Source organism: Bradyrhizobium sp., from assembly GCF_035652035.1.
Lineage (GTDB): Bacteria > Pseudomonadota > Alphaproteobacteria > Rhizobiales > Xanthobacteraceae > Bradyrhizobium.
This window is the reverse complement of the sequence record NZ_DASREO010000060.1, coordinates 25,132-38,235: the sequence shown is the minus strand read 5'-3', so window position 1 is coordinate 38,235 and position 13,104 is coordinate 25,132. Positions and strand designations below refer to the sequence as shown.

Genomic DNA, 13,104 nt, shown 5'->3' with positions numbered 1-13,104 from the left:
AAATGTGCGTGCCGAGGCGGAGCATGAACTTCGGAAAGTGGGCACTAGTGTCAGTCGGACTCATGGAAAATTCATCGCTTGCGCCAGACGAACAGTCCGGACATCGCGTAATTCCAGACCACGCCCATCAAGGCGCCGGCGGCGCCCGCAAGCCACCAGATCGGCTGTTGGTCGTAAACCGAGAAGGCCACGCCGACATTGGCCAGGAGACCGACGCTGCAAACGAGATAGAACAGCAACAGGCCGCGGACGATTGCAAAGCCCTTCAGCCGCTGGTCGCGATAAGTCAGGAAGTTGTTGAGGATGAAGTTGCTGGTCATGGCGCAAACCGCGCCAAAGGCCTGGGCCTCGGCGAATGGAAAGCGAAACCCCTTCAGCGCCGCATAGAGCCCGGCGAAGTGAACGACGACGCCGAGCGAACCGACCATCGCAAACAAAAGAAACCGCAGCGAGACGATATCGCGGGTCAGCTTCGCCAGCACGAGCCCCAGGAAATCCAGCGCGACCATGGAATCGAGCTTGCTTTCGCCATGCAGCCGCGAACCGAAGGTGTAGGGGATTTCCTTGACGCGAAGCGCGCCATGGGCAGTCGCCACCACGTCGAGCAAAATCTTGAAACCCTGCGTGGAGAGTTGCGGCGCCAGCGCCTCGAAGCGGTCGCGGCGGATCATGAAGAAGCCGCTCATGGGATCGGCGACCTCGACCCGCAACAGGCGCTTGGCCACCTCGGTGGCGAGCGCGCTGGCGCCCGCCCGCTGCCGGTTGAAGCTTTTCGCGCTGCCGCCCTCGATGTAACGGCTGCCGACCACGAGATCGAACTCGCCGCTCTGGATCAGAGCGAGCATCTTCGGCAGCTGCGTCTCGTCATGCTGCAAGTCGGCGTCGATGACAGCCGCGCATGGCGCGCTCGAGGCCAGAATGCCCTCGATGCAGGCGCCGGACAGGCCGCGCCGTCCGATCCGCCGGATACACCGCACCCGGCCATCCTGGCTGGCGAGCTCGCGCAGCACCTGCCAGGTCCCGTCGGGCGAGTTGTCATCGACAAAAACCGCTTCGAACGGAATTCCGGCCAGCGTCTTTTCCAGCCGCCGGAACAGCGTAACGACATTATCCCGCTCGTTGAAGGTCGGGATAACGACCGAAAGCTGTGGCGTTCCAATGACTTGGGCCGAAGTCTTGGCCGCGATTTGCAGAGCGTCGTTCATGACGCCAGCGTATATCCGATGATTTAAGGAGATGCCAAGGGAACCCGGAAATGCCAACGACCACCAACAGGTGGCGCGCGTACATCCGGCGCAGCCGAGCTATTGAGTGGTCGTTCCAGCGACGGAGCTCGGGGGAAAGCATCGACGTCGCCGTTAGGAGCTAAATAGGAACGATCCGGCGCAATACAAGGGGAGCACGGGCGGATTGCAGCAGGCTGGCAGCAGGCTCAATGTCCGTCGCCAAGCAAACTGGCCAATCCGGGTCGGCTTGACTACGCTGATGTCCCCCAGCAAGTCAGCGAGACCCTCCCGTGAGCAAAGCCCCCGCCTCCAAAGCCACAGCGGCAAAATCCGGCCGCATCCTCATCGGCGTCGGCGGCTGGACGTTCGAGCCCTGGCGCGGCGTGTTTTATCCGGAAAAGCTCGCGCAGGCGAAAGAGCTGCAATACGCAGCTTCCAAGCTCACCTCGATCGAAATCAACGGCACCTATTACGGTTCGCAGAAACCGGAGAGCTTTCGCAAATGGGCGCGCGAGGTGCCGGACGGCTTTGTGTTCTCGCTGAAGGGCCCCCGCTTTGCCACCAACCGTCGCGTGCTGGCGGAGGCGGGCGATTCCGTGAAGCGGTTTTACGATTCCGGCGTGCTCGAACTCGGCGATCGCCTCGGCCCCGTGCTCTGGCAATTCATGCCGACCAAGAAGTTCGATGAAGCCGACTTCGGCAAGTTCCTCGAGCTGTTGCCGCGCGAACTCGAAGGAAAGCGCCTGCGCCATGTGGTCGAGGTTCGTCACGACAGCTTTTGCACGCCGGCCTTCGTGGCGCTGATCCGGAAATTCGAAACGCCCGTCGTGTTCGCCGAGCACGGCAAATATCCGGCGATCGCCGATGTCGCGAGCGACTTCGTGTACGCGCGGCTGCAAAAGGGCGATGACGAGATCAAGACCTGCTATCCGCCGAAGCAGCTAGACGCCTGGGCCAAGCGCTTCCAGCTCTGGGCGGAAGGCGGCGAGCCGGACGATCTGCCGCGCGTCGACGACAGCAAGCCAAAGAAGATGCCGCGCGACGTCTTTGCCTATGTGATCCATGAAGGCAAAATCCGCGCTCCCCATGGCGCGATGGAACTGATCGCGCGGGTGAGCTGATCCTAGTGTGGCGGTTCGAAAGTCCGCATCGTCCTGCCGCCGTTTCGTCATGCGGACTTCCGAACCAAAGCCACACTAGAGATATTAGATTTGTTAGTGTTCCTTCGATTCCGAAGTTCGAAACGTGGCCCCGCAAAATGATACGAACTTCGGAATCGGAACACTAATGGCGAGACGCAAAACATTCTTCACCATCGGCTATGAACAAACGCCTGCAAAGGCCGTGCTCGACGAGCTCGAACAGGCTGGCGTGAAGCTGCTCGTCGACGTGCGGGCGGTGGCGTCGTCACGTCGCCCCGGATTTTCCAAGAGCCAGCTCGCCGCAGGCCTCGACGAGCGCGGTATTGCCTATCTCCATTTGCGCGGGCTCGGCACGCCGAAAGAAGGCCGCCTCGCAGCGCGAGCCGGCGACTACGACACGTTGCAGACGATCTATGCAAAGCATCTGCAAACGCCTCAGGCAATGGAAGAACTCGACGAGCTGTCGGCGCTGGTGAAGAAATCCGGTCCGGTCTGCATTCTCTGCTACGAACGCGACCACCGTCATTGTCATCGGCGGTGGATTGCCGAAATCATCGAGGAGCGCGACGGGGTAGCGATCGACAACCTGGCGGCGCGACAGGTCGATTAGCCACCCTCGCCGTCAGCATCAGTCCAGCGTGCGGCGGAAGCGCAAAACCGCGATCGTCATCGCCAGCAACATCAACAGAACCAGCGCGATCGTGTCGTATTGCAGGTTCTGCAGGCTGGCGCCTTTCAGCATGATGGCGCGGACAATACGCATATAATGGGTCAGTGGCAGTGCCTCGCCGATATATTGCGCCCACACCGGCATGCCGAGAAATGGAAACAGGAAGCCGGACAACAGCAAGCTCGGCAGAAAGAACATCAGCGACATCTGCATCGCCTGCAGCTGGTTCTGGGCAACGGTCGAGAAGGTGTAGCCGATCGAAAGATTGGTCGTGATGAACAGCGTCGAGAGCACCGCCAGCATGATCAGGCTGCCGCGCACCGGCACTCCGAACAGGAACACACCGATGGCGATGATCAGGAAGGCCTGCAGGAAACCGACCAGCACATAAGGCACGATCTTGCCGAGCATCACCTCGACCGGCGTAATCGGCATCGACAGCAAGCTCTCCATCGTGCCGCGCTCGACCTCGCGCGTCACCGACAGCGCGGTGAAGATCAGCATTGTCATGGTGAGGATGGTGCCGACGAGACCCGGGACGATATTCAGCCGTGATGACGCCGCCGGATTGTAGCGAGCATGCGCCCTGATCTCGAACGGCAATACCGGCGGATCGCCGGCATAAAGGTCGTGCGACAACGCGGTCTGGACCAGGACGCCAAGCGAGGAAAGCGCCGAACTTGCCGCTACCGGATCGGTGGCATCGGCCGCGACCAGAAGCGCAGGATAATCACCGCGCCGCACCGCGCGCTCGAAGCCGCGCGGGATCTCGACGCCGAACAGCACCTTGCCGGACGTCAAGAGATCGTCGAACTCCTTGACGTCATGAACTTCCTCCACGAAATGAAAATAGGCCGTGTTTTGCAGCGCCTTCAGGATCGAGCGGCCGAGATCGCTGTCTTCCTGCAGGAGCACCGCGGTCGGCAGGTTGTGCGGCGTGGTGTTGATCGCATACCCAAACAGCAAGAGCTGCATCACCGGGATCATGATGATCATCGCGAACGAAACGCGGTCACGCCGCAGCTGGATGAACTCCTTGACGATCATCGCATAGCAGCGACGCCAGAAGCCGAAGCGCGGCTCCCGGAACTCGCCTTGATGACCAGTTTCGCTCGCCATGCTCATTGGAAATTGTCCTTGCTGCGCGTCATCAGCTCGATGAACACATCCTCCAGCGACGGCTCGCTGGCCTCCCAATGCAATCCCTTGCCCTCACGCCATGGCGCGATGCTGGCCTCGAGCGCCGCGCGGTCGCGCCCCGACACGTGCAGGCTGTTGCCAAATGGCGCAATCATGTCGATACCCGGCCGGCCTGCGAGGCGTTCCTGCACCTCGCGAAGATCGTCGCCGGTCACCGTGTATGTCGAGAGCGCCGACTTCGCGATCACGTCCTGCACGGTGCCGTGCGTCAGCAGGTGGCCGTAGGCGATATAGGCGATCTCGTGACAACGCTCGGCCTCGTCCATGTAATGGGTCGAGACCAGGACGGTGAGACCTTCGGCGGCAAGCGCATGGATCTCGTTCCAGAAGTCGCGCCGCGCCTTGGGGTCGACGCCTGCGGTCGGCTCGTCCAGCAGCAGCAGTTGCGGGCTCGGCAAGGTGCAGGCGCCAAGCGCGAGGCGCTGCTTCCAGCCGCCGGACAATTCGCCCGCGAGTTGCCTCTCGCGGCCGTTCAGGCCGAGACGCTCGATCATGCCGCGCGCGGCTGCGGGCGGGTCCTGCATGCCGTAGAGCCGGGCGACGAATTCAAGGTTTTCCCTAACCGACAGGTCCTGATACAGCGAAAAGCGCTGTGTCATGTAACCGACCCGGCGCTTGATCTTGTCGGCGTCGCGCCGGATATCGAAACCGAGGCAACTGCCCTCGCCGCTGTCAGGTGTCAGCAACCCGCAGAGCATGCGGATGGTGGTGGTCTTGCCGCTGCCGTTCGGTCCAAGGAAGCCGTAGATCGAGCCACGTTTCACCTGCATGCTGAGGTCATGCACGACCTCGCGGCCCTCGAAGGATTTGGAGAGCCCGCGAACGTCGATCGCGATGTCAGGAGCAGATTCCACGACCGTCACCGCTTGTCTGCGACCGGCGTCTTCGGAGTGAGGAAAACGCTGATCGGTTGTCCGACTCGCAAGGCATCGGGATGCGAAGGGCGCGCCTGCACAAGATAAACCAGCTTGTTGCGTTCATCGAGACTGTAGATGACCGGCGGGGTGTATTCCGCATTCGTCGCGATAAAGTAGATTCGCGCCGTCAGGTCGGGCGAGCAGTTGTCGCAGGACACATGCACCTCGTCGCCGATTGCAATCTTCGGCAAATCGGCCTCTGGCAGATAGAAGCGCACCTTCATGTTGCCTGGCGGCATGATCGACAACACAGGCCGCTGCGCTCCGACCGTTTCGCCCACACGGAAATAGACCTGCTGCACGGCGCCTGCGATCGGCGCGTAGCCGATGCGTCGCGAAAGCCGCGTCTCCGACGTTGCGACCTGGGCTTCGGCGACGCGCAGCGCCGACACGGCTGAGTCCAATGAGGCCTGCGTGCCCGATCCCGTTTTCGCCAGCGACGCTGCTCGATCGTAAGTCTGCTGGGCGTTGGCGAGCGTCGCCTTGTTCTGATTGAGGTTCGCCTGTTGCAAATCATCGTCGACCGAAAACAGCTGATCGCCGGGCTTGACCACATCGCCCTCGCGCACGTTGAGCTTGGTCACGCGGCCGGATTCGTCGGGGCTGACGAAAATCATGTCGGCCTCGACCCAACCCTGATAGCCGGGATTGCGGGGCTCGTTGCATCCACCAAGCAGCGCCGTCAGCGCCAGCGCCGCCAGGCTACGCCGTATCCCATGCGACAAAATCATGCTCGGCTCCCTTCGCCGAAAATCAGATCGAGATGAACGCGAAGCATCGCGGCGGCATCGAGCGGTGCGAAGCGGCCGAACAATCCTTGCCAGATCACTGCGACCATCGCCGGCGCCACCACGATCTGCGGAAAATCCTTCAGGCCGGATTCGCGGATCTCGCCCCTGGCAATGCCGAGTTCGATCAGGGCGCGCATCCCGGCGAGCCCCCGCGAGACGACTTCGCGATAATAGAAATCGGCGATCGCCGGAAAGCGCGGTCCCTCCGCGATGACCAGCCGCACGATCGCGCCTCGCCGCGTCGTCGTGACTTCGCGCACGAAATTGCCGGCAAAGTTTTCGATCACCGCCCGGACCGACGCTGTCGCCGGCGGCGGTTCGATCAACCTCGAAGCCAGCGGTACGATCGCGCTGCGAACGAGCTCCTCGAACAGCGCCTGCTTGTCCTTGAAGTGCAGGTAGATCGTGCCCTTGGCGACTCCGGCTCGCTTGGCAACATCGTCGAGGCGGGTCGCGGCAAAGCCCTGTTCGATGAAGGTTTCGAACGCAGCTTCGATGATGGCCTGACGCCGGTCAGCGGCGCGCTCGGCGCGTCCGGCGCGCGCCCCCGAGGCGCTCAACTCTCTTTTGGTCTGATGTTTTCGAACCGGTGAACGTGGCATTCGATAGAAATGACTGACTGGTCAGTCATTGTCAAATGAAATTCCAATATACTGATAATATTGGCAAAATTTACATGGCTAAGCTCGGCTATGAAGCTTCAGGCCGTCATCGGCCTTGTCGATCACCCTGCGCGTCGCGCGCACGGCAATCCCGACCAGGTTGAGATCGATGCGATCGGGGTCGAGGCCGTGATCAATTCGCTTTGGGTGGCGCAGCCGTCTCGCGACCAGCGAGCTTCGCCGCCTTCCAGGCGCGCCAGGCTTCGCGTGTCTGACTGAAGAAGCAAAGATCGAACATCCGGTCGTCCAGATTGGATTTGACGTAACGCTCCATCGTGCGGTCGAGCGTCCACCCCGTGCTGTAGAGGTAGTGAATGATCGGGCGATTATGCGCGAGCGCCGTCGCGAGCATCACCTTCAGCCCCATCGTTTCAAAGAAATAGTCGCGGAATGGAATGGTGATCGCGTTGGTGACGCCGACGTTGCGATCGCCCGCCTCCCCGATCAGCATGCTGACGAGAAACTGGCCGGTTTCGTGCTTGACGTCGACGCGAAGGAAGCCGAGGTGCCTCTCCGTCGCCTTCTCGAAAATTCCGATCAAAAAGCGCGATCGCTCGTCGAAGGATTTGATGTAAGTGACGAGGTCCCGTTTCGTCATTTTCACCGGCGCCGCGTTCAGCATGAAGCTCGCTTCCGGGTCGGCCATCCATCCGGCCCAGCGATCGGAAGCATCATCGACCGTGATGGTTCGAAGGATGTATTTTTCTCCGTCTACCCATATCTTTCTCTTGGGGAATTTCGATTGGGGCATCGAGAGAGCTCATCTCCGAAATTGCGTAGTTTTGGCCGCCGAAATTTCACGCCAATGTTGTAGGCGCGCCACAGCCCAACACAGCAAAAGTGATATGTTCGGAAACATACTGTTCGATTGCTTTGATTGTCGATTCCGAAGGGGCTGGTTTTGAAGGGGCATTTGCTTACAAGCGTCGCCGTTCTCGCATTGACGGCCGCAAGCCCGGCGCTTGCCGCCGATCTTCCGTTCAAGGCGCCGCCGCCCGTCGTTGCCGCCTGGAGTTGGAGCGGCTTCTATGCGGGCGCTCACGGCGGCTATGGTTGGGGTCACGATGCCCAGGCTGACCCCAACGATCCCTTTTTCAACGGCAAGCTTCCCGGCTTCGCCGGCTTCACCGGGTTTGACCCCAAGGGGGCGCTGGGCGGTATCCATGCTGGCTACAACTGGCAGGCCAGGGATTTTGTCGTCGGTTTCGAAGGCGACCTGTCGTTCACTGACATCAAGGGATCATCAGTCAATACGGCAACTGCCACGACCTTCACTCTCAACACGGCGTCCGCGACCAACTCAGGCGCGTTCGACATGCTCGGCTCGGCGCGAGGCCGGCTCGGTTATCTCGTGACGCCGAACGTCTTGCTTTACGGCACGGCCGGCCTGGCGTGGACGCGTTTTGTGGACAACAATGATATCAACCTCGTTTCGGCCAACATTCCGCCGCCCGGGTTTATTGCGCTCGTCGGATCAGGCTCGGTACCGACCTGGCGCTTCGGATGGGTCGCCGGCCTTGGCGTTGAAACCCGTTTGCTCGACACCAATTGGCTCGCGCGCCTTGAGTATCTGCACTACGACTTCGGCAATTCGGGTAACGGCGGAAACTTGATAACGCCGTTCGCCTCGCCGCAAAGCACCGGCAATCTGACGGCCGATGTGATCCGCGCCGGTATCTCCTATAAGTTCGATCCCGATCCATTTGCGGCGGCGAGCGCAGCATCCAATCCATCCCTCCCCTACAAGGCGGCGGCAATCACGCCCTGGAGCTGGAGCGGTGTCTATTTCGGCGCCCACGCCGGATACGGATGGGCGCGCGATCCCTTCAACAACGTCCTCGTGGACGACACCGTGCGATTGCTCGGCGGGATCGACGCCAGCGGTTTCGTCGGCGGCTTCCAGGCCGGCGCGAACTGGCAGTCCGGTCGCATCGTTGGCGGATTGGAGATCGACCTGTCTGGCTCCAACATCAAGGGCTCGAACTCGAATTCGGTGAGCGGCGCCGGCTTCGTCGAGCAGGCGAGCCAGACCGACAAGCTTGACTGGTTCGGCTCGGCCCGCGCGCGCCTCGGCTATCTCGTCACGCCGGATGTCCTGCTCTATGGCACCGGCGGTCCCGGATGGGCCCGCATGGTCTCAGACCAGGAAAGCGTTACCACCGCTGTTGGAGCCCCAACCACCACGACATCGCTTGTAACCCCAAGCTGGATGTTCGGGTGGGTTGCGGGCCTCGGCGTCGAGGCTCGACTCGCCAACACCAACTGGCTCGCCCGGCTCGAATATCTGCACTATGACTTCGGCTCGGGCAGTTCGAGCCTGACCATTCCCGCAGGGGGCGGTGCTGTCACCGCAGTGACCTCGGGTCACCTCACCAACGACGTGGTGCAGGCCGGCATCAGCTACAAGTTCGATGGAATTGGATCGGGCGGCCGCTCCGCCTACAACGCCATGGCCGCCGTGCCGCCGGTCGCCGTGTACAACTGGACCGGTTTTTATATCGGCGCAAACGCCGGCTATGGCTGGGGCCGCGATCCCTTCAGCGAAGCTCTTACGGAATTCATACCTCCGGCTCAGCCGGTTACGCTGTCAGGCCCGAATTCGCAGGGTTTCCTCGGCGGCTTCCAGGCGGGCGCCAACTGGCAGACTCGGTCGGTGGTCGGCGGTCTGGAGATCGATCTGTCGGGTAGCAGCGTCAAGGGGACTTCCTCGGTCGCGGGCGTCCTGTTTGGCACTCCCTTCACCCAAATGCAGACCGACAAGTTCGATTGGCTCGGTTCGGGACGCGCCCGCCTCGGCTATCTCGTAACGCCCGATACCCTGCTCTATGGTACGGGCGGCCTGGCTTGGACCCGGCTCACCCAGACCGCCACGGCTGTGAATCCGTTCGACACCACTGTGACGACAACGCCGAGTTGGCGTTTCGGATGGGCAGCGGGTGCTGGCGCCGAGATGCGGCTCTGGAACAGCAACTGGATCGGCCGCGTCGAATATCTGCACTACGACTTTGGCAATGCGGGCAGCACTATCGGCGGCCTGACAAACGGCGTGCTGTTCGAGTACACGGTAGATACGACGTCGCGTCACCTGACCGTCGACACCGTTCGCGCCGGCGTGGATTATCAATTCCATTGATATCGAGATTCGAAGCGGGTTTGGCGAGCTGAAGGCTCGCCAAACCTAGCTGTGAAACTTCAAGCCGTCGACGATCTTGTCGATCACCTTGCGTTCGGCGCGCATGGCAATGCCGACAAGGTCGAGATCAGCGCGGGCGACCGCCTTCACCACCTCGCGGTTGGCGGCATCGTGCGTGGTCTTGAACATGTCCTCGGTATAGACCGCGGGCCGCACGTTGCGCGCTAGCGCCCGTTCGAGCGCCCGTGACATCGCTGCCCGGTCCGGCGCGCCGTAGATCAGGATCGGCTGGCCGATCAGCGCGAGGTAGGGCGTGCCCGAGCCGTCGGCATAGGGTTCGCCGACGCATTCCGGAAACGTGGCAGCAATGCCGCCCGCCAGAAACGAAGCGACATTGAGCTTCTGCCACGCTTCGAGATCGGTCCGGATCACGACCGCGATCTTGGTATCGAATTGCATGATGGCTCCAGGGATGTGAGTTCGAAGTCCCCGCGGGGGATCCGAATTTCTGGAGCATTAGAGCAAGATTTTCACGGCGATGCGATCACATCACCGCGCGCATCATCCCTTGGCGTCGCAGGCCCAGGCGCGGATCACGCATTCCTTGCCGCCAAACTTGTAGCATTCGCGGGTCGCTTCATTGAGCGAGCTCGAAATATGCGGCTTGACCGCATAGCCGTGCGCGCCGCAGGGATTGGCCATGTCAACGGAAAACGCGGCGCAAGAGCGCTTCATCGTGACTGTCTTGCACTCGCCATTGCATTGCTTGAGGGCTGCGGCAACGGCGGCACTTTCAGCCGCATAATCGTAGGCCTGGCCATAGGCGCCGCATTTGCCGATCGCAAATGCGCCAGCCGCGCGGCTTTCCGTGATCAGGCGGGAGGCGCCGACAACAAGCGTGAATGCAAGAACGAATAGCGCGCGGCGCCGCGCGACAGCGGTCGAAACGATCAAGAACCCCTCCCCCAACTTTAGCGGGCGGCAACTTAAGGGAGAGGACGTTTCCACTTGGTGAATGAAGATTAGCGGGCGAAAAAATTGGCACGGACCAAGCCGACGTTAGCCGTGCCGCGCGGCTTCCAGCGCCTGCGGCGTGTCGATATCGAGAAATGCGCCGTCGCCCTCGACCGGGACCTCCGCCACCGCCTCATTGTGCTTGGCAATCAGGTGGCGGGCGCCGATATCGCCATCGAGCGCCATCAACTCATTGAAAAAGCGGCGCGACCACAGCACGGGATTGCCGCGGCGGCCGCTGCTGACGGGCACCGTGATCAAGTTGCCGCGATCCGGCGCGAACGCCTCGATCAGGTGATCGATCAGACCGGCCGAGATCATCGGCATGTCGCCGAGGCAGATCACCGCGCCGTCGGCAGACTTGGGCACGGCCGATATGCCCGCCTTCACCGAGCTTGCGAGGCCACGTGCGAAATCCGCATTGCGGACGAATTTGACATTGAGGCCGGCGAGCGCCTTCTCGACCAGCTCGGCCTGATGGCCGGTGACGACAATCACGTCTTTCGCTTTCGAGGCGAGCGCCTGCTCGGTCACGATGCGGACCAGCTTTTGACCGTCGAGCTCGGCCAGGAGCTTGTTCGGCCCGCCCATGCGGGTCGAGCGCCCGGCAGCCAGCACAACGGCGCTGACATGGCGATTGCCGTCGGCCTCGAGGCTCGCGCGCGGTTGCGGCCGGGTCACGATCTCCATCAGGAGTCCGCCGACGCCCATCCGTGTCAGCTCGGCGCGCGTGACCTTAAGGCCCGCGAGCAAGCGCATCAGCACCCAGTCAAAACCGTTTTCCACCGGCGAGCGCGCACAACCGGGCGCGCCCAACACCGGAATGTCGCCGGCCTTGCCGATCAGGAGCAGATTGCCGGGATCGACCGGCATGCCGAAATGCTCGATCTCGCCACCGATGCCGGAAAGCGCCGCCGGAATGACGTCGCGGCGATCGGCAATCGCGGACGCACCGAAAACGATCACGAGTTGAGCGCCAAGATCGAGCAGTTCCTTCATCGCCGCCTTCAGCACAGTCTCGTCATGCGGCACGCGCCGCTCGGCGATGATTTTCGCGCCGGCCGGCGCCAGCCGCTCTTCCGTCACCTTGAGCGTCTTGTCGATCACCTTCGGTGCGAGCCCCGGCAACAAGGTCGAGATCACACCGACGCGCTTGATCACGTAAGGCGCGATCCGCAAGGCGCTGCCCTTGGCTGCCGCGACCGCGGCATCGCGCAGCTTTGCCTCGACCCCGAACGGGATCAGCTTGACGGTTGCGACCATCTCGCCTTCGACAACCGGCTTGAACGCCGAAAGCGTCGCGAAAGTGATGGCCTCGTCGACGCCGTTGATGCGGTCGACTGCGGTCTCATCCACCACGAGCACGCCGCCTTGGGCGGCGAACAGATTGGCGCGGCCGGTGAAGGCGCGTTCGACATGGATGCCATCGCCTGCCACGGCCTGCGCGATGCTGGCGGCCGCGACGTCTTCGGAGACGTCGCCCTCCTCCAGACGCACGACGACGACTTCCTTGACGCCCGCCTTGTCGAGCGCGGCGATTTCCGCAGGCCCAATCGTGGTGCCCTTCTTGAGCACCAGCGACCCCTGGCGCAGGGTGTGGACGGTGACGCCACCGAGCGCATCCGCCGGACTGGCAGGGCCGAACTTCATTCCGCAGCTTCTTTGTGTTCTTTCGGCAACCGCAGCGTCGCCGTGATCTGGGCCATGATTGCGACAGCGATTTCGGAAGGCGAGACCGCGCCGATTGCGAGGCCGATCGGCGCATGAATACGAGCGATGTCGGCGTCGGTCGCACCTTGCGCTTTCAACCGCTCGCCGCGCTTGGCATGGGTCTTTCGCGAGCCGAGCGCGCCGATATAGAAACAGTCGCGCGCAAACGCGTGCAACAGCGCCGGATCGTCGATCTTGGGATCATGCGTGAGCGCGACGAACGCCGTGTAGTGATCGACGTTGAGCGGCGGCAGCGCTACGTCAGGCCACTCGGCAACCAGCGGCACATCGGGAAAGCGCTCCGGGCTTGCGAAAGCCGTGCGCGGATCGACCACCGTCACATCATAGCCGAGCGAGCGCGCCAGCGGCACCAGCGCCTGACTGATATGGACGGCGCCGACGATCACCATGCGCGCGGTCGGCGCATAGACATTGAGAAACAGCTTCTTGCCACCGACCTCGACGTTGCCGCTTTTGCCCATGCGCAGCTGCTTCGACAACTCCGCGCTAAGGGGATCGGCGGCGAAGTCGGCGGCCTTGACGAGGCGCTGCCCGCCGTCAGCGGTATCGGTCACGACAATCACCGGCCGCCGCGCGGCGCGCTCGGTGTTCAGCTCTTTCAGGGTTGAAAGCTTCACG

The 13,104-nt window shown here is 62.2% G+C and carries 13 protein-coding genes and 1 pseudogene; 3 read left to right on the top strand and 11 right to left on the bottom strand.

Annotation, left to right across the window (positions count from 1 at the left end):
• Window positions 1-71: 71 nt before the first annotated feature.
• Window positions 72-1,205, bottom strand: a complete 1,134-nt coding sequence (locus VFB05_RS16135; protein ID WP_325013732.1) for a glycosyltransferase family 2 protein — start codon at window positions 1,203-1,205, stop codon at window positions 72-74.
• Window positions 1,206-1,516: 311 nt separating this feature from the next.
• Between VFB05_RS16135 and VFB05_RS16130 the strand changes: the two genes are divergently transcribed.
• Both VFB05_RS16130 and VFB05_RS16125 read left to right on the top strand, forming a co-directional pair.
• Entirely contained in the window at window positions 1,517-2,347 is an 831-nt protein-coding gene (locus VFB05_RS16130) for a DUF72 domain-containing protein (protein WP_325013731.1), read from the top strand.
• Between the two features lie 166 nt (window positions 2,348-2,513).
• Window positions 2,514-2,978, top strand: coding sequence for a DUF488 domain-containing protein (locus tag VFB05_RS16125; RefSeq protein WP_325013730.1), 465 nt, complete (start codon window positions 2,514-2,516; stop codon window positions 2,976-2,978).
• Window positions 2,979-2,996: 18 nt separating this feature from the next.
• On the opposite strand, the gene VFB05_RS16120 is transcribed toward VFB05_RS16125, so the two are convergent.
• The 6 genes and pseudogenes from VFB05_RS16120 to VFB05_RS16100 form a co-directional block, all read right to left on the bottom strand.
• The gene (locus tag VFB05_RS16120) at window positions 2,997-4,157 is read right to left on the bottom strand and encodes an ABC transporter permease (protein ID WP_414643207.1); all 1,161 of its coding nucleotides are present in this window, start codon (window positions 4,155-4,157) and stop codon (window positions 2,997-2,999) included.
• A 2-nt stretch (window positions 4,158-4,159) separates the two neighbouring features.
• Window positions 4,160-5,092 (bottom strand): ABC transporter ATP-binding protein, encoded by a 933-nt coding sequence (locus VFB05_RS16115; RefSeq protein WP_325013728.1) that lies wholly within the window; start codon window positions 5,090-5,092, stop codon window positions 4,160-4,162.
• 5 nt (window positions 5,093-5,097) lie between these two features.
• Entirely contained in the window at window positions 5,098-5,886 is a 789-nt protein-coding gene (locus tag VFB05_RS16110; protein ID WP_325013727.1) for an efflux RND transporter periplasmic adaptor subunit, read from the bottom strand.
• Complete coding sequence (locus VFB05_RS16105) at window positions 5,883-6,506, bottom strand: TetR/AcrR family transcriptional regulator (RefSeq protein WP_325013726.1); 624 nt, start codon at window positions 6,504-6,506, stop codon at window positions 5,883-5,885. The genes VFB05_RS16110 and VFB05_RS16105 overlap by 4 nt, the downstream gene beginning before the upstream one ends.
• A gap of 120 nt (window positions 6,507-6,626) precedes the next feature.
• A pseudogene (locus tag VFB05_RS32195) lies at window positions 6,627-6,722 on the bottom strand (DUF2000 domain-containing protein); the annotation flags it as partial.
• A 19-nt stretch (window positions 6,723-6,741) separates the two neighbouring features.
• Window positions 6,742-7,359, bottom strand: coding sequence for a GNAT family protein (locus VFB05_RS16100; protein ID WP_325013725.1), 618 nt, complete (start codon window positions 7,357-7,359; stop codon window positions 6,742-6,744).
• Between the two features lie 126 nt (window positions 7,360-7,485).
• Between VFB05_RS16100 and VFB05_RS16095 the strand changes: the two genes are divergently transcribed.
• Window positions 7,486-9,741 (top strand): outer membrane protein, encoded by a 2,256-nt coding sequence (locus tag VFB05_RS16095; RefSeq protein WP_325013724.1) that lies wholly within the window; start codon window positions 7,486-7,488, stop codon window positions 9,739-9,741.
• Window positions 9,742-9,786: 45 nt separating this feature from the next.
• Here the strand turns inward: VFB05_RS16095 and VFB05_RS16090 are convergent, their stop codons facing one another.
• From VFB05_RS16090 to VFB05_RS16075, 4 genes are all read right to left on the bottom strand, one after another.
• The gene (locus tag VFB05_RS16090) at window positions 9,787-10,200 is read right to left on the bottom strand and encodes a DUF2000 family protein (protein ID WP_325013723.1); all 414 of its coding nucleotides are present in this window, start codon (window positions 10,198-10,200) and stop codon (window positions 9,787-9,789) included.
• A 102-nt stretch (window positions 10,201-10,302) separates the two neighbouring features.
• Window positions 10,303-10,692, bottom strand: coding sequence for a DUF4189 domain-containing protein (locus tag VFB05_RS16085; protein WP_325013786.1), 390 nt, complete (start codon window positions 10,690-10,692; stop codon window positions 10,303-10,305).
• 108 nt (window positions 10,693-10,800) lie between these two features.
• Complete coding sequence (locus VFB05_RS16080; RefSeq protein WP_325013722.1) at window positions 10,801-12,405, bottom strand: molybdopterin-binding/glycosyltransferase family 2 protein; 1,605 nt, start codon at window positions 12,403-12,405, stop codon at window positions 10,801-10,803.
• Window positions 12,402-13,103 carry an XdhC family protein gene (locus VFB05_RS16075; RefSeq protein ID WP_325013721.1) on the bottom strand — a complete coding sequence of 234 codons (702 nt, stop codon included), beginning with the start codon at window positions 13,101-13,103 and terminating at the stop codon, window positions 12,402-12,404. Before VFB05_RS16075 ends, VFB05_RS16080 begins: the two co-directional genes overlap by 4 nt.
• Window position 13,104: the final 1 nt, after the last annotated feature.